The sequence below is a fragment of the Comamonas sp. DB36 genome (assembly GCF_057914905.1).
In genome coordinates this window covers 4,381,084-4,396,910 of sequence record NZ_CP196631.1, presented here as the reverse complement: position 1 = coordinate 4,396,910, position 15,827 = coordinate 4,381,084, and the positions used below count along the sequence as shown (strand labels likewise).

Genomic DNA, 15,827 nt, shown 5'->3' with positions numbered 1-15,827 from the left:
TGCGGCCATCTCAGTCGAGCGGGTCGCGGTCGTTGAATACTTCGTCGGTGAACATCACGCGGCGCACCACGTCCGTGGGGTCTATGTGTACATGGGCCTGGCGTGAAGCCCCATTGTCCAGCAAACGGTAGGTCCAGATGTCGCCTTTGAAGCTGGCTACATGCTCGACCAGCGCTGGCGGGCCGAACTGCTGCAGCACCGTGGCGCGCGTGTCGGTGCCGGTGCGCAGCGCGAAGAACTGCTCCATGGTCAGCACCTGCTGCACGCGCGTGAGGCGCTGGCGGGCATCGAAATCAAGGTGATAGACCTGCTGGCCCGCGGGCTGGCGGCTGTAGACCAGACGTTCGCCGCCGTCGGGCAGCGCGCGCGTGAGCGTGGGTCTGCCCATGTCGGCCAGCACCTCGGCGCGGCCGCTGCCTATCTTCTGCCATTCGGGCACCGCGCACCCGGCGAGCCAGAGGCTGGCCGCCCCCCAGACTACCCAGCGCGCCCCTTGGAACAGCACTGGGCGGTGACTCATTGCCGGTCCTGCTTTTGCTGCTTGAGCAGCTTGGTCTTGATGCGGTTGCGCTTGAGCGGCGACAGGTATTCGACGAAGACCTTGCCCATCAGGTGGTCCATCTCGTGCTGGATGCAGATGGCCAGCATGCCTTCGGCGTCGATTTCGCGCGACTGGCCTTTTTCGTCGAGCGCGCGCACCTTGACGGCCGTCGAACGCTCGACGCCGTCATAGATGCCGGGCACGGACAGGCAGCCTTCGTCGCCAACCTGCTTCTCGTCGCTGGCCCAGAGGATCTCGGGGTTGATCAGCGTCATGGGCTGGTCACGTTCTTCCGATACATCGATGACCACGACACGCTCGTGCGCGTCGACCTGCGTCGCCGCCAGGCCTATGCCCTGGGCGTCGTACATGGTCGCGAGCATGTCGGCCACCAGGGCCTGGATGCGCTCATCCACCACGGTGACCGGCTTGGCCACCTTGTGCAGGCGTGGATCGGGGTAGCAGAGGATGGGAAGAATTGCCATGGCAGCCAACAAAATGATGTCGCTATTTTCGCCACTTTTGCGCTTATTCGCTGGGCACTGGTCCAATAATCATTGCCTGATCAAGGCCTTGCGTCGAGAATCCTTGGAGCTTTGTTACGTATTACCACGGCGCGGCCTGCAGGGCTGGCGCAGCCGCAGCGACAAGCCAGGCGTGCGGCCTGACCAAAAAGAGGGATTGAGATGACGGCATTTTCCAATGCGCGGGCCTGCGGCATCGGGGCCGTGCTGCTCGCCGCGCTGTCCACCGTATACGCCCAGGGCGGCTATCCGGTAACCGCCACGCAGCGCGCCACGGCACAGCAGGTCGCGCAGCAAGGGGTGCCGCTGAGCGACCTTTCGGCCACCGCGCCCGACGAGTACACCGTGAAGCGCGGCGACACGCTCTGGGGCATTTCGGGCCTGTTCCTGCGCCAGCCCTGGCGCTGGCCCGAGCTCTGGGGCATGAACCTGTCCTCGATCTCCAATCCCCACCTGATCTACCCCGGCCAGGTGCTGTACCTCGACAAGAGCAATGGCTATGCGCGCCTGCGCATGGGTCGGGGCGCGCAAGACATGACGACCGTGCGCCTTTCGCCGCGCACGCGCAGCGAAAGCCTGGCCGACCTGGCCCTGCCCACGCTGCCCGCGCACCTGATCGAGCCCTTCCTGGTCCAGCCGCTGGTGGTCGAAGCGCAGGTGCTGGCCCAGGCGCCGCGCATTGTCGCGACCACCGACGAGCGCGTGATCATGGCCAGCGCCGACCGCGCCTATGTGCGCGGCAGCAGCGGACTGGTGCCGCAGCCGGACTCGGCAAAAACCCGCGCCTGGCGCGTCTTCCGCGACGCCGTGGCGCTCAAGGACCCGGACACCGGCGAGATCCTGGGCTACGAAGCCCAGTACCTGGGCCAGGCCGAGCTGATCGAAGGCGAGACGCTGGTCAGCGTGCAGGACGCCAAGGGCAGGATCAGCGAAACCACCGTTCCGGCGACCATAGACATCGTCGACGCCAAGGGTGAGATCCGCGCGGGCGACCGCCTGCTGCCCGCGCCCGAGCGCGGCTATTCGAACTATGTGCCGCATGCGGCACCGGCCGACGTCAAGGCGCGCGTGGTCTCGATCTACGGCGACTCCGCGGTCAAGTTCGGCGCGCAGAACCAGGTGGTGGCGATCAACCGCGGCACGCGCGACGCGATGACCGCAGGCCAGGTGCTGCAACTCGTGACCCAGGGCGACGTGATCGTCGACAAGACCGGCGGCAAGCGCGAACGCGTGCAGCTGCCGCGCGAGCACAACGGCCTGGCGATGGTGTTTCGCACGTTCGACCGCGTGTCGTATGCGCTGATTCTCGATGTGCGCCGTCCCGTGGTGGCCGGCGACCACCTGATCGCGCCGAACTGAACGGCAGCGCGCCGCGGAGATCAGCGTGTACCCCCAGGCCCTGGACCGCGATGAACTCTCGGCCTGGCTGAGGCTCGCGCACACGCCCGGCATAGGCCGGGCGCTGGCCCGGCGCCTGCTCGCGCAGGCGGGCTCGATCGATGCGCTGTTCGCGCAGTCGCCCACGGCCTTGGGCCCGCTGCTCGCGCCCGCGCAGCGCGCGGCGCTGCTGAGCGTTTCGCCCGCGCAACGCGATGCGCTGCAGACCTGCTGGCAATGGCTGCAGAACCCGCCCCCGGGGCTGGTGCACGCGGTGATCACGCTGGGCGATGCGCGCTACCCCGCAAACCTGCTGGCGACCGAAGATCCGCCGCTGCTGCTGTATGTCGCCGGCCCGGCACAGGCGTTCACGCGCGCCGGCGCGCTGTTTCCCGCGCAGCGCGCGCTGGCCATGGTCGGCAGCCGCCAGCCCAGCGCCCAGGGCCTGATTGACGCGCGGCGTTTCGCGCATGACCTGTGCCTGGCCGGCCTGTGCATCGTCTCGGGCATGGCCCTGGGCATCGATGGCGCGGCGCACGAAGGCGCGCTGCAGGCCGCGCACAGCGCAGGCGCGGGCGACGCCGGCCTGGCCACCATCGCCGTCTGGGGAACGGGGCTGGACCAGCCCTATCCCCGCCGCCACGCGGCGCTGGCGCAGCGCATTGCGCGCGCCGGCCTGCTGGTCAGCGAGTACCCGCTGGGCACACCGCCGCTGGGCGCGCATTTTCCGCAGCGCAACCGCATCATTTCAGGTCTGGCGCAGGGCACGCTGGTGGTCGAGGCGGCGCTGGCGTCGGGCTCGCTGATCACCGCGCGCCTGGCCGGGGAGCAGGGGCGTGAAGTGTTTGCCATTCCCGGCTCCATCCATGCGCCGCAGTCGCACGGCTGCCATGCATTGCTGCGCCAGGGCGCCAAACTCGTCGAGACTGCGCAGGACGTGCTGGAAGAGCTTCAGGGCCTGGCACCGTCCACTACAGCCGCAAGCTCGCCCGCCAGCCCGCGCGTGACCGCCCTGGAATCTGAGCTGCTCGCGGCGCTGGGCTTCGATCCGCTGGGGCTGGACGACCTGGTGGCGCGCACCGGCTGGAACGCGGCCCGTCTGCAGGCGGCGTTGCTCGAACTCGAACTCGCGGGGCGCGTGGCGCGCCTGCCAGGGGGGCTGTTCCAGCGGCTGGAGCGGGGCTGATCCAAGAGTGGCTAACACGACCCGGCAAATCGAAGATTTGCGGTTGCTACTAGGCGCGGCCGGCGAGGCGCGCAGCCGCAGGCAGTGCGAGTAGCACGACAAGGCGACGCAACGACGTAGCAAGGGTTGTGTTAGACACTCTAGGCTTGCAGGCGCTCGGGATTGGCCTCGATCTTCTCCAGTGCATCGCGCGTGGCGCGCAGCGTCACGCCTTCGGCGTCATGCCACAGCAGCAGGCCCGACTGCAGGTAGCTGGCCAGGCGCTGCAGTGGCATCAGATAGCATTGGCCGTCGAGCGTGGCGAACAGGTGCAACTGGCGCTGGCTGCTGTGCCAGGCATATTGCACCTGAACGCTGGAATCGTTGTGGTCCAGCGTGAACCAGCTGCCGGGCTGCAGCGCGCGCGCCCATTCGAGCATCGTCGGCTCGACCGGCTGGGCGGTGCTGCTGAGCACCTGCAGGCCCGCGATGTCCACGCCCAGCAGTATTTCAATGTTCTCGGTCGACAGCGGCATATCGTCTGGCAGGCCGTCGCCGGTCATGAAGTCCTCGAGATGGCTCAGGCGTTGCGCCATGGCTTCGAGGTCCTGGGGCGCTATGGCCGCGGTCTTGGCGATGAAGGCTTCGGCCAGCGTATCGGTGAGCCGCTTGAGCTGTTCGGCCTGCACGCTCGCGGGCATGCCGATCAGCGTGAGCCCTTCGCGCAGGCATTGCAGCAGCTGGGGCAGGCTGCGTATCAGCTGCGCGCGCTGCTCGCGCGTGGGCTTGGCGCTGCCGGCCCAGACGAGATCGCTCGCGGCCTGCTTGAAGGCCTGCGTCTGCGCGTGCACCGCGCCCATGCGCACGGCCGACAGCGCGAGCACTTCGGCCCAGTCGCGAAACAGGAAGTTGCGCAGCTCGGCGCGTACCGGCATGCCCTGGAGCAGTCGGCGCAGCTCTATCGTGTACTGGATGGTCAGCGTTTCCTTCTCTTCCATCTGCTGCACCAGCGAGATGATGCGCGCCTTGGACTGCTCCTGCGTGAGGTAGCCGGCGAGGAATTTCTCGAACTCCTGGTGGGCGAGCTGGAACACGCGCTGGCCGGTTTCGGGAAACTGCTCTATGGTCTGCACCAGGCGCGCGATCTCGGCTTCGAGCACGCTGCCGCCCATGTTGGTCGCGTCGAAGCCCAGCACGCAGGCGCCCATGCGGTCGATCAGCAGCCGCGCAGGGTGCTGCAGGTTGCTGAAGAATTCGGGTTCGGCCAGCGCCACGCGCAGCACGGGCAGTTGCAGGCGCGCGAACCAGACGCGCACCGACGGCGGAATGCGGTCCTGGGCGAGGATGCTCTGGAACATCAGCGCCACGACTTCGATGGCGGCGCGGTCGCTGGGCACCGTGGCCTGCTGCTTCCATACGTTGGAGCGCTGGCGCAGCGTGTGCGCGAGCTGGTCCAGGTCTATGTTTGCGGCGCCCGGGCCCGAGGCCGGCGCGCCGGGCAAGTCTGCCTGGAACGCGGCTGCCTGCGGCGCCTGTGCGGCCAGCACCTGCAGCAGGCTTTGGGACGCCGTCGCGTGCTGCACTGATGGCGCAGCGGCGGTGGCGCCGGGCATGCGCGTGTTCGGCGCAAGCATATCGCGCAGCTGCTGCAGCACTTCCTGGGCGCGCTGGCGTGCGCGCAGCAAGGGATGCATGGGCGCCGCGGGCCTGACCGGGCTTTGCGCCTGGCCCGCGGACGCGGGCAGCGGCGTCAACCCGGTGTCGGGGTTGCGGCGCACGACCGTGAGTTCCTCGGACTGGGGCACGCCTTCGTCATCGTACAGCTGGTGCAGCGCCTGGGCCGCGCCCTGCAGCAATTCGCCCAGCGCGGTCTGCAGCGGCGCCGTGAGGCTTTGCAGGTCGGCGCGCGGCAGACCCGAGCCGCGCCACTGGTTGACCAGCAGTTCGCAAAAGGTTTCGGGACGCAGCAGGTCGTCGGCCACGAGTTCGTGCTGCTGCAGCCACTGGCTGCGCAGGCGCAGCGCTTCAAAGCTGCTGCCGGCCAGTTCATCGGTCGCGAGCGCGAGCCTGGCGGCCTGGATCTGGTTTTCTATCGTTTCGTCGCTGAGCAGCTCGAAGGTGCCGGGCAGGGCGGCGGTGCTGCGCGCAGCGGGCGTGGGCTGGCCTGAGGCCGCGCGCGCGGTCTGCAGCGCGTCGTGGCAGGCCTGGACCCAGGCTGCCTGGTGCGCGCGGTAGCGTTCCAGCGCCGCGCGATGGGCCTGCATTTCGCGCTGGGTGCCGACCTGGTCGGCGAGATGTTCGAGGAAAGCCTCCATCCGCGCCGCAAGATCCGGCAGCGCCTGGGTCAGGGCCTGCGCCAGTTGCTCGCGCGCCTGGCGCACGAGCGCCGTGGCGGGCGCTGCGGGAGGAGGGGGCGGGGAAGCCATGGATCCCCGAGATTACACTGCCGCCCCTGCGTTCGGGTCGTTGGCGTCGTGGTCCTTCTTCGGCGACTTGATCAGGTCATCGCGCTTGACGCCCAGCCACATGGCGATGGCGGCGGCGACGAACACCGAGGAGTAGATGCCGAACAGAATGCCGATGGTCAGCGCCAGCGCGAAGTAGTGCAGGCTCGGACCACCGAAGAAGAACATCGACAGCACCATGGCTTCGGTCGAAGCATGGGTGATGATGGTCCGGCTCATGGTCGAGGTGATCGCGTGATCGATGACCTCGGGCGTGCTGAGCTTGCGGAACTTGCGGAAGGCTTCGCGGATCCGGTCGAAAATCACCACCGATTCGTTGACCGAGTAGCCCAGCACCGCCAGGATACCGGCGAGCACGGCCAGCGAGAACTCCCACTGGAAGAACGCGAAGAAGCCCAGGATGATCACGATGTCGTGCAGGTTGGCGATGATGGCCGCGACACCGAACTTCCACTCGAAGCGAAAGGCCAGGTAGATCACGATGCCCAGGATCACCATGCCCAGCGCCATCAGGCCGTTGTGCATCAGCTCCTCGCCGACCTGCGGGCCGACAAACTCGGTGCGCCGCAGCGTGACTTCAGGGTCGGCGGCCTTGAGCGCAGTGAGCACCTGCTCGCTTTGCTGCGCCGAGGTCACGCCCTTTTGCACCGGCAGGCGGATCATGACGTCGCGCGAAGTGCCGAAGTTCTGCACGATCACGTCGGCGTAGCCCAGTCCCGAGACCGTTTCCCGGACCTTGCCCACGTCGGCGCTCTGCACATAGGCGACTTCCATCACCGTGCCGCCCGTGAACTCCACCGACAGGTGCAGGCCGCGCGTGAACAGGAAGAAGACCGCCAGCACGAAGGTCAGCAGGGAAACCGCGTTGAGCCACAACGCGTATTTCATGAACGGGATGTCTTTTTTGATGCGGAAGAATTCCATGGTCTTCCTCCTTACTTCTTGGCTGCCACCGAACGCAGCTCAGATGCGTCTTCGGGCTTCCAGATTTGGCCGATCGAGATTTGCTTGAGCTTCTTGCGGTTGCCGTACCAGAGGTTCACCAGGCCGCGCGAAACGAACACCGCCGAGAACATGCTGGTCAGGATACCAATGCAATGCACCACGGCAAAGCCGCGCACCACGCCCGAGCCGAAGGCCAGCAGCGCCAGGCCCGCGATCAGGGTGGTGACGTTCGAATCGAGAATGGTCGACCAGGCGTGCTGGTAGCCCGCGCTGATCGCGGCCTGCGGCGAGGCGCCGGCGCGCAGTTCCTCGCGGATGCGCTCGTTGATCAGCACGTTCGAGTCGATGGCCACGCCCAGCGCCAGCGCCATGGCGGCAATGCCGGGCAGGGTCAGCGTGGCCTGCAGCATCGACAGGATGGCCAGCAGCAGCAGCACGTTGATCGACAGCGCGACCGTCGAGAAGATGCCGAACATCATGTAATAGACGCACATGAACACGGCGATCGCCACCATGCCCCAGACCACGGAGTGGATGCCGCGGTCGATGTTGTCGGCACCCAGGCTGGGGCCGATGGTGTATTCCTCGATGATTTCCATGGGCGCGGCCAGCGAACCGGCGCGCAGCAGCAGCGAGGTGTCGTTGGCTTCCATGGTCGTCATGCGGCCGGAAATCTGCACGCGGCCGCCGCTGATCTCGGCGCGGATCACGGGCGCCGTCACGACTTCGCCCTTGCCCTTTTCAAACAGCACGATGGCCATGCGCTTGCCGACGTTCTCGCGCGTGATGTCCTTGAAGATGCGCGCGCCCTTGGCGTCCAGCGTCAGGTTCACCGTGGGTTCCTGCGTCTGGCCGTCGAAGCCGGGCTGGGCGTCGGTCAGGTTCTCGCCCGTGAGCACGACCTGCTTCTTGACGATCACGGCCTGGCCGCTGCGGTCAAGATACTTCTCGGCGCCGAACGGCACCGGGCCCGAGCCCATTTCGGCCGCGCGGGCTTCGCTGGATTCGTCGACCATGCGCACTTCGAGGGTCGCGGTGCGGCCCAGGATGTCCTTGGCCTTGGCGGTGTCCTGCACGCCTGGCAGCTGGACCACGATGCGGTCCAGGCCCTGCTGCTGGATCACGGGCTCGGCGACGCCGAGTTCGTTGATCCGGTTGTGCAGGGTCACGATGTTCTGCTTGAGCGCCTGTTCCTGCACCTTGCGCAGGGCTTCGGGCTTGATCGAGGCGCGCAGGCGGAACTCGCTGCCGTCAGGCTGGCTCGTGGTCTGCAGATCGGGATACTGGTCGGCAATCAGGTTGCGCGCAGCCGTCAGCGAGGCTTCGTCGCGCAGACGGATCTCGATGTTCTGGCCTTCGCGCGAAATGCCGCCGTGGCGGATGTTCTTGTCGCGCAGGCCCGAGCGCAGATCGCCCGTGAAGGACTCGGCCTTCTTGGTCAGCGCGGCCTGCATGTCGACCTGCAGCATGAAATGCACGCCGCCGCGCAGATCCAGACCCAGGTACATGGGCTTGGCGCCAATGGCCGTAAGCCAGTTGGGCGAGCGCGAGACCAGATTCAGCGCGACGATGTAGGCGGGATCGTTGGCGTCGGGCACCAGGGCCCGCTGGATCGCGTCCTTGGCCTGCAGCTGCTCGTCGGGCGTGTTGAAGCGTGCGCGTATCGATGTGCCTTCGAGCGTCAGCGTGTCGGGCGTGACGTTCGCGGCCTTGAGCGCCTCTTCGACGCGCTGCATGACAGCCGCGTCCACCTTGACGGTGGCTTTGGACGAAGACACCTGCACTGCAGGCGCTTCACCGAAAAAATTGGGCAGGGTGTAAAGCACACCTACCAGCAGCGCGATCACGATGATCGCGTATTTCCAGACCGGATATCGGTTCATGATCGCGCTCGTATCTCTCAGAAAGCACAATGGGCTCGGCAGCCTGCGGTCAGGCGCCGGGCCGGGGTGAAGACAGCGTCTTCGACAGCGAAAAAATTACTTGACCGAGCCCTTGGGCAGCACTTGCGTCACGGCGCTGCGCTGCAGCTGCACTTCGACGCCGGACGAGATCTCGACCTGGACGAAACCGTCGGACAGGCCCGTGACCTTGCCGATCAGGCCGCCGGCGGTGGCGACTTCGTCACCCTTGGCCAGCGCGTCGATCATGGCGCGGTGTTCCTTCTGACGCTTCATCTGGGGACGAATCATCACGAAGTAGAGCACCACGAACATCAGCACCAGCGGCAGCATGCCTGTGAGCGAACCCATCATGCCGCCCTCGGCAGCGGCGGCAGGAGCGGTCTGGGCAAAAGCGGAAGAAATAAACACGGCGAAGACTCCAACAGATGGATGGGGCAAAAAGGAATTCTCATGCCGGCCGCGGGCTGCGCGCCGGATGGGTAACGGAACATTGTATGCGGGTGTTTCTCATCGGCCCCAGGGCCGACCCGCAGGCATTTGGGTATTTGGTGGCGCCGCAGGAAACAACACGCCCGCCCAGGCTTTGGGCCGGGCGGGCGTGACAAGTTCCCTTGAGTGCGCTTGGAAGTTACTGGCGGGAAGGCCGTTGACCCTTCGCCAGGGCCGTCGCGGCAAGCCCACGACAAACGCTTATTCCGTTCGTCCTGAGCTTGCCTGCGCGGCCCGGTCGAAGGATGGGCGGCCTGTCTCACAAACCGTTCAGTGCGCCACCGTGCCGCGCTGCGCCACGTCTGCAGCCGCCGCGACCGGCGCGCTCCACTGCGCCAGCAGCGCCGCACGCTTTGCCTGTGCGGCCTCCAGATGGCGTTCCTTCACATGGCCGTAGCCGCGAATGCCTTCGGGAACGCTGGCGATTTCCACGGCCAGCGCCAGGCGCTCCGGGGTCAGGCCGGCGAGCAGCGCGGTGATGTCCTGGCGGTACTCGGCGATCAGCGCGCGCTCGGTGCGGCGTTCCTCGGTGTAGCCAAAGACATCGAAAGCCGTGCCGCGCAGTCCGCGCAGGCGGGTCAGCACGCCAAAGGCGCTGCGCACCCAGGGGCCGAAGGTCTTCTTGCGCAGATGGCCCTGGTCGTCCTTTTTCGCCAGCAGCGGCGGCGCGAGGTGATGCACCAGCTTGTAGTCGCCTTCGAACATCTGTTCGAGCTTGGCCGTGAACGCGGCGTCGGTGTGCAGGCGCGCGACTTCGTACTCATCCTTATAGGCCATGAGCTTGAACAGGTAGCGCGCCACGGCTTCGGACAGGCGCGTGCCCTTGCCCAGCGCCAGTTCGGCGGAGTGCACCTGGTCGACCAGCGTCTTGTAGCTGTCGGCATAGGCCGTGTTCTGGTAGCCGGTGAGGAATTCCACGCGCTTGGCGACGATTTCCTCCAGGCCGGGCTTCTTCGCGAAGTGGATGACCTGGGTCGCCTGGTACAGCGCCTGGACTTCGGCCAGGTCGTGGGCGCAGCGCCGGCCCCATTCAAACGCGGCCTTGTTGTTCTCGATCTGCACGCCGTTGAGCTCCATGGAGCGCATCAACGCGGCATGCGACAGCGGCACGCGGCCCTTCTGCCAGGCATAGCCCAGCAGCAGCGGGTTGGCGTAGATGCTGTCGCCGATCAGCTGCACCGCCGCCTGCTCGGCGTCGAAGCTGCCGACCAGGCCGGGGCCGACCGCGTTTTCAATCGCGCTGGCGCAGCTGCCGCCGGGGAACTGCCAGTCGGGGTCGTGCACGAACGCCGCCGTGGGCGTTGCGTGGTTGTTGAGCGCGACATAGGTGCGGCCCGGCTGCATGACAGCCAGCGTCGACTTGTGCGCCGCGACAATCGGGTCGCAGCCTATCACCAGATCGGCCTTGGCGGTGTCGACCTTGGTGGTGTAGATGGCCTCGGGCCGCAGCGCGATCTGGATATGGCTCCAGGTGGCGCCGCCCTTCTGGGCCAGGCCGCCGGCGTCCTGCGTGACCACGCCCTTGCCGTCGAGGTGGGCGGCCATGCCCAGCAGCGAGCCGATGGTGATCACGCCCGTGCCGCCTACGCCGCCGACAACGATGCCCCAGGCGCTTTCCGCCAGCGGCAGCACCGGTTCGGGCAGCGGCGGCAGCGTATTGAGCTGGCCTTTCTTCTCTTTCTTCGGCTTCTTGAGCGTTCCGCCTTCAACGGTGACGAAACTCGGGCAAAAGCCCTTGAGGCAGGAGTAGTCCTTGTTGCAGCTGTTCTGATTGATGCGGCGCTTGCGGCCGAACTCGGTCTCCACCGGCTCCACCGACAGGCAGTTGGACTGCACCGAGCAGTCGCCGCAGCCTTCGCAGACCAGCTCGTTGATCACCACGACCTTGTCGGGCGTGGCCAGCGTGCCGCGCTTGCGGCGGCGGCGCTTTTCGGTGGCGCAGGTCTGGTCGTAGATCAGCGCCGTGCAGCCCTTGGTCTCGCGCAGCTCGCGCTGGATGCGGTCCAACTCGTCGCGGTGGAAGACTTCAATGCCCGCGGGCAGGTCGTCGAGCAGCTCGGGGTGGCCCGAACGCGCCGCGCTGCCTTTCACATGGTGGGTGCGGCCTTCGTACTTGGCCGGGTCATCGGTGACCACGACCAGCTTGACCACGCCTTCGGCGCGCAGGCTGTGGGCGATCTGCGCGACCGAATGCCCTTCGGGGCGTTCGCCCACCTGCTGGCCGCCGGTCATCGCCACCGCGTCGTTGTACAGGATCTTGTAGGTGATGTTGACGCCTGCGGCAATGCTCTGGCGAATCGCCAGCAGGCCGCTGTGGAAATAGGTGCCGTCGCCCAGGTTGGCGAACACATGCGGTTCGGTGGTGAACGGCTGCTGGCCTACCCAGGTCACGCCTTCGCCGCCCATCTGGGTGAACGTCGAGGTGTTGCGGTCGGGCATCCAGTTGGCCATGTAGTGGCAGCCGATGCCGGCCACGGCGCGCGAGCCATCCGGAACGCGCGTGCTGGTGTTGTGCGGGCAGCCGCTGCAGAACCAGGGCTGGCGGTCGCCGGTCTCGACCAGCGGCGCGGCCAGCGCGCGCTCGCGCGCTTCGATCACGGCCAGGCGCTGCTCCATGCGCGCGACGATGTCGTCGGGCACACCCAGCTTCTTCAGGCGCTTGGCGATCGCCTTGGCAATGATGGCCGGCGTGAGGTCGGCCTTGGCGCGCAGCAGCCAGTTCTGGCTGGGGTTGGGCTGGCTCCATTCGCCGCCCGAGGTATCGCCTTCGCCTTCGTCGAACTTGCCCAGCACGTTGGGGCGCACGTCGGAGCGCCAGTTGTAGAGCTCTTCCTTGATCTGGTATTCGATGACCTGGCGCTTTTCCTCGACCACCAGGATTTCCTGCAGGCCGCGCGCGAACTCGCGCGTGATCGTGGCTTCCAGCGGCCAGACCACATTGACCTTGTGCACGCGGATTCCCAGATGGCGGCAGACATCGTCGTCCAGGCCCAGGTCGACCAGCGCCTGGCGCGTGTCGTTGTAGGCCTTGCCGCTGGCAATCAGGCCGAAGCGGTCATTCGGGCCTTCGATCACGTTGTAGTTGAGGCGGTTGGCGCGCACATAGGCCAGGGCCGCGTACCACTTGTAATCCATCATCCGCGCTTCCTGCTCCAGCGGCGCGTCGGGCCAGCGGATATGCAGGCCGCCGGGCGGCATCACGAAGTCTTCGGGCAGCACGATCTTCACGCGGTCGGGATCGATGGAGACGCTGGCCGAGGACTCGACGACTTCCTGGATGGTCTTCACTCCGGACCACAGTCCCGAGAAGCGGCTCATGGCAATGCCATGCAGGCCCATGTCGAGGATGTCCTGCACGCTGCTCGGGAAGAACACCGGCGTGCTGCAGGCCTTGAAGATGTGGTCGCTCTGGTGCGCGGCCGTGCTGCTCTTGCTGATGTGGTCGTCGCCGGCAATTGCCAGCACGCCGCCGTACTTGGCCGTGCCCGCCATGTTGGCGTGCTTGAACACGTCGGAGCAGCGGTCCACGCCCGGGCCCTTGCCGTACCAGATGCCGAACACGCCGTCGAACTTCTTGGTGTCGGGGTAGATGTCGAGCTGCTGCGTGCCCCAGACGGCGGTCGCGGCAAGTTCCTCATTGACGCCGGGCTGGAACACGATGTCGTGCTGCGCCAGGTGCTTCTTGGCGGCCCACAGCGACTGGTCATAGACACCCAGCGGCGAGCCGCGGTAGCCGCTGATGAAACCCGCGGTGTGCAGGCCGGCGGCGGCGTCGCGCTGCTGCTGCAGCATGGGCAGGCGAACCAGCGCCTGCACCCCGCTCATGAATGCGCGGCCCTGGGCCAGCGCGTATTTGTCATCGAGAGTGACGGTCTCCAGTGCACGCCTTAGGTGCTCGGGCAGGGGGGCATTCATAACTTGTCTCCATCGAGGTGGAAAGGTGCATTTCTTGCGCCGGAAATATTCCGGGCGCAGGCACTTTGTTTTTGCTTGATCTCCCGCTCAGTGTATTCCTGAGTCAGCGATAAGTGATTGCGTTGTATGCGCTGTTTTCGCTATTCTCGGAAAGATTCTTGCTCTATATGGAGTTATTTTGAACACATTGGACAAATTTGACGTTGCCATCCTTGCGCAACTCCAGGCGGATGCGCGTTTGACCAACGCCGAGCTTGCGCAGCGCGTGGGCCTGTCGGCCGCGCCCTGCTGGCGGCGCGTGCGTGCGCTCGAGGAGGCGGGCTTCATCAAGGGCTACCACGCCGAGATCGACCGCCACAAGATAGGACTGGGCGTGCTGGCCTTCGTGCGGCTGGACGCGGTGCGCACTTCGGGGCCGCTGACGCTCGAGACCGAGGAGGCGATACGCAAGATTCCCGAAGTGGTGTCCTGCCACTACATCAGCGGCTCGGGCACGTTCGAGCTGCAGGTCGTGACGCGCGACCTCGACAGCTTCGCGCAGTTCGCGCGCAACGTGCTGCTCAACCTGCCCAACGTCAAGGACGTGCACACCAGCTTTTCACTGGGCGAAATCAAGGCCAGCGCGGCCTTGCCGCTGGAGCATCTGCTGCGGCAGGGGGCAGGCAACGGCTACGTCCGGTAACGGAAAGCCGCGGACTTTCATGCAGGAAGCCCGCTTTGGTCGCAAAATCACGACCACATGCCAGACGAGATAACGCCCCCACAGCCCTCCGCCCGTGTATCGCCATCAGGCGATGGCGCTTCCCCATCTTCCTCGGCAGTGCGCCCGCCCGGCGGGGGCTTGCTCGAAGATCCTTCGGGCATGGCCGACGCGGACCGCGCCAGCGCCCAGGCCGCGGCCAGCCACGCGGCGCAGCACAAGGCCTCCCAGGCCGTCTGGGCGCCGCTGAGCCAGCCCACCTTCCGCATGCTGTGGATGGTCTGGGTCGCGGCCAATACCTGCATGTGGATGAACGACGTCGCCGCCGCCTGGCTGATGACTTCGCTGACCACCTCGCCCGTGCTGGTGGCGCTGGTGCAGTCGGCGTCCACGCTGCCGGTGTTCCTGCTGGGCCTGCCCAGCGGCGCGCTGGCCGACATTCTCGACCGCCGGCGCTATTTCATCGTCACCCAGTTCTGGGTCGCGGCCGTCGCCGTGGTGCTGTGCCTGGCCGTGCTGTCGGGCTACATGACGCCTTATCTGCTGCTGGCGCTGACTTTTGCCAACGGCATAGGCCTGGCAATGCGCTGGCCCGTATTCTCGGCGCTGATCCCCGAACTGGTGTCCAAGCCGCAGCTGCCTTCGGCGATGGCGCTCAACGCGGTGGCGATGAATGCCTCGCGCATCATCGGCCCGCTGGTCGCGGGCGCGATCATCGCCAGCCTGGGCAGCGCCTGGGTGTTCGTGCTCAACGCGACGCTGTCGGTGATTTCGGCGTTCGTGCTGATCCGCTGGAAGCGCCAGCACACCGACAGCCCGCTGGGCCGCGAGCGCCTGCCCAGCGCGATGCGCGTGGGCCTGCAGTTCGTGCGCGAGTCGCCGCGCATGCGCGCCGTGCTGCTGCGCACCGTCTGCTTCTTCTTCCAGACCACTGCCATCATGGCGCTGATGCCGCTGGTCGCCCAGCGTCTGCATGTCGGCGATGAAGGCGGCGCGAGCACGTTCACGCTGCTGCTGGCTTCCATGGGCGCGGGCGCGATCATCGGCGCCACGCTGCTGCCGCGGCTGCGCCAGGCGCTGCCGCGCGAGAAGCTCATTCTGACCGGCGTCAGCGCGCAGGCGCTGGCGACCATCACCGTGGCGCTGGCGCCGCACCTGGCCGTGGCCGTGGTGGCGATGCTGCTGGCCGGCATCGCGCTGATCTCGACCGCCAATACGCTGGGCGTCGCGGCGCAGATGTCGCTGCCCAACTGGGTGCGCGCGCGCGGCATGTCGATCTACCAGATGTCCATCATGGGCGGCACGGCGCTGGGCGCGGCGCTGTGGGGCCAGGTGGCGTCTATCACCACCGTATCGACCAGCCTGATCATCGCGGCCTTGAGCGGCGTGGTGGCCATGCTGCTGGTGCAGCGCCTGTCATCCGACCGTCAGATTGAGGAAGACCTGAGCCCGTCCAAGGCGTTCAAGGCGCCCGAGGCGACCATGGCGCCCGAAGCCGGGCGCGTGGTCGTGACCATCGAGTACATCATCCAGCCCGCGCAGACCGAGGAATTCCGCCAGCTGATGCAGGAAAGCCGGCGCAGCCGCATGCGCCAGGGCGCCCTGGGCTGGACGCTGCTGCACAGCATGAGCCAGCCCGAGCGCTTCGTCGAACAGATCATCGACGAGTCGTGGACCGAGCATCTGCGTCGCTTCGACCGCGTCACGGCCTATGACGTCTCGCTGCGCGACCGCAAGCTGGCCTTCCATGTGGGCGAGGGCCCGCCGCGCGTGACGCGCTATTTCGCCGAATCGCTCTGACG

12 protein-coding genes are annotated in these 15,827 nt (G+C 66.8%); 5 read left to right on the top strand and 7 right to left on the bottom strand.

The window, feature by feature from the left end; translation table 11 throughout:
• Positions 1-10: 10 nt before the first annotated feature.
• Both ACSVDO_RS20555 and def read right to left on the bottom strand, forming a co-directional pair.
• On the bottom strand, positions 11-520 hold the full coding sequence (locus ACSVDO_RS20555) for a hypothetical protein (protein WP_332536472.1): 510 nt from the start codon (positions 518-520) through the stop codon (positions 11-13).
• A complete protein-coding gene (gene def / locus ACSVDO_RS20550) occupies positions 517-1,026 on the bottom strand; it encodes a peptide deformylase (protein WP_332536474.1) in 510 nt (169 codons plus the stop codon). Before def ends, ACSVDO_RS20555 begins: the two co-directional genes overlap by 4 nt.
• Here def and ACSVDO_RS20545 point away from each other — a divergent pair.
• From ACSVDO_RS20545 to dprA, 3 genes are read left to right on the top strand one after another with little or no spacing between them, the layout of a single operon-like run.
• On the top strand, positions 1,025-1,231 hold the full coding sequence (locus ACSVDO_RS20545; RefSeq protein WP_332536476.1) for a hypothetical protein: 207 nt from the start codon (positions 1,025-1,027) through the stop codon (positions 1,229-1,231). The two genes, def and ACSVDO_RS20545, sit on opposite strands and share 2 nt — an antisense overlap.
• A complete protein-coding gene (locus ACSVDO_RS20540; protein WP_332536478.1) occupies positions 1,228-2,424 on the top strand; it encodes a LysM peptidoglycan-binding domain-containing protein in 1,197 nt (398 codons plus the stop codon). Before ACSVDO_RS20545 ends, ACSVDO_RS20540 begins: the two co-directional genes overlap by 4 nt.
• Before the next feature lie 40 nt (positions 2,425-2,464).
• Complete coding sequence (gene dprA / locus ACSVDO_RS20535) at positions 2,465-3,628, top strand: DNA-processing protein DprA (protein ID WP_489596454.1); 1,164 nt, start codon at positions 2,465-2,467, stop codon at positions 3,626-3,628.
• 140 nt (positions 3,629-3,768) lie between these two features.
• Here the strand turns inward: dprA and ACSVDO_RS20530 are convergent, their stop codons facing one another.
• The 5 genes from ACSVDO_RS20530 to ACSVDO_RS20510 form a co-directional block, all read right to left on the bottom strand.
• Positions 3,769-6,033: a DUF1631 family protein gene (locus tag ACSVDO_RS20530; RefSeq protein WP_489594338.1), complete on the bottom strand. Its 2,265-nt coding sequence runs from the start codon at positions 6,031-6,033 to the stop codon at positions 3,769-3,771.
• A gap of 12 nt (positions 6,034-6,045) precedes the next feature.
• Complete coding sequence (secF, locus tag ACSVDO_RS20525) at positions 6,046-6,996, bottom strand: protein translocase subunit SecF (RefSeq protein ID WP_332536482.1); 951 nt, start codon at positions 6,994-6,996, stop codon at positions 6,046-6,048.
• Positions 6,997-7,007: 11 nt separating this feature from the next.
• Positions 7,008-8,900, bottom strand: a complete 1,893-nt coding sequence (gene secD, locus ACSVDO_RS20520; protein WP_332549589.1) for a protein translocase subunit SecD — start codon at positions 8,898-8,900, stop codon at positions 7,008-7,010.
• Between the two features lie 96 nt (positions 8,901-8,996).
• On the bottom strand, positions 8,997-9,329 hold the full coding sequence (yajC, locus tag ACSVDO_RS20515; RefSeq protein WP_213295176.1) for a preprotein translocase subunit YajC: 333 nt from the start codon (positions 9,327-9,329) through the stop codon (positions 8,997-8,999).
• Between the two features lie 351 nt (positions 9,330-9,680).
• Positions 9,681-13,325 (bottom strand): indolepyruvate ferredoxin oxidoreductase family protein, encoded by a 3,645-nt coding sequence (locus ACSVDO_RS20510; protein ID WP_489594335.1) that lies wholly within the window; start codon positions 13,323-13,325, stop codon positions 9,681-9,683.
• 178 nt (positions 13,326-13,503) lie between these two features.
• Here ACSVDO_RS20510 and ACSVDO_RS20505 point away from each other — a divergent pair, with 178 nt between their 5' ends.
• Positions 13,504-14,007 carry an Lrp/AsnC family transcriptional regulator gene (locus ACSVDO_RS20505; RefSeq protein WP_332538363.1) on the top strand — a complete coding sequence of 168 codons (504 nt, stop codon included), beginning with the start codon at positions 13,504-13,506 and terminating at the stop codon, positions 14,005-14,007.
• A 57-nt stretch (positions 14,008-14,064) separates the two neighbouring features.
• Complete coding sequence (locus ACSVDO_RS20500) at positions 14,065-15,825, top strand: MFS transporter (RefSeq protein WP_489594333.1); 1,761 nt, start codon at positions 14,065-14,067, stop codon at positions 15,823-15,825.
• Positions 15,826-15,827: the final 2 nt, after the last annotated feature.

What these genes read in the sequence shown, in the direction of transcription:
- def (WP_332536474.1), bottom strand. Translation starts at nt 1,026, where the DNA reads ATGGCAATTCTTCCCATCCTCTGCTACCCCGATCCACGCCTGCACAAG.
- ACSVDO_RS20510 (WP_489594335.1), bottom strand. Translation starts at nt 13,325, where the DNA reads ATGAATGCCCCCCTGCCCGAGCACCTAAGGCGTGCACTGGAGACCGTC.
- ACSVDO_RS20555 (WP_332536472.1), bottom strand. Translation starts at nt 520, where the DNA reads ATGAGTCACCGCCCAGTGCTGTTCCAAGGGGCGCGCTGGGTAGTCTGG.
- ACSVDO_RS20530 (WP_489594338.1), bottom strand. Translation starts at nt 6,033, where the DNA reads ATGGCTTCCCCGCCCCCTCCTCCCGCAGCGCCCGCCACGGCGCTCGTG.
- secF (WP_332536482.1), bottom strand. Translation starts at nt 6,996, where the DNA reads ATGGAATTCTTCCGCATCAAAAAAGACATCCCGTTCATGAAATACGCG.
- ACSVDO_RS20500 (WP_489594333.1), top strand. Translation starts at nt 14,065, where the DNA reads ATGCCAGACGAGATAACGCCCCCACAGCCCTCCGCCCGTGTATCGCCA.
- ACSVDO_RS20540 (WP_332536478.1), top strand. Translation starts at nt 1,228, where the DNA reads ATGACGGCATTTTCCAATGCGCGGGCCTGCGGCATCGGGGCCGTGCTG.
- ACSVDO_RS20545 (WP_332536476.1), top strand. Translation starts at nt 1,025, where the DNA reads ATGGCAGCCAACAAAATGATGTCGCTATTTTCGCCACTTTTGCGCTTA.
- secD (WP_332549589.1), bottom strand. Translation starts at nt 8,900, where the DNA reads ATGAACCGATATCCGGTCTGGAAATACGCGATCATCGTGATCGCGCTG.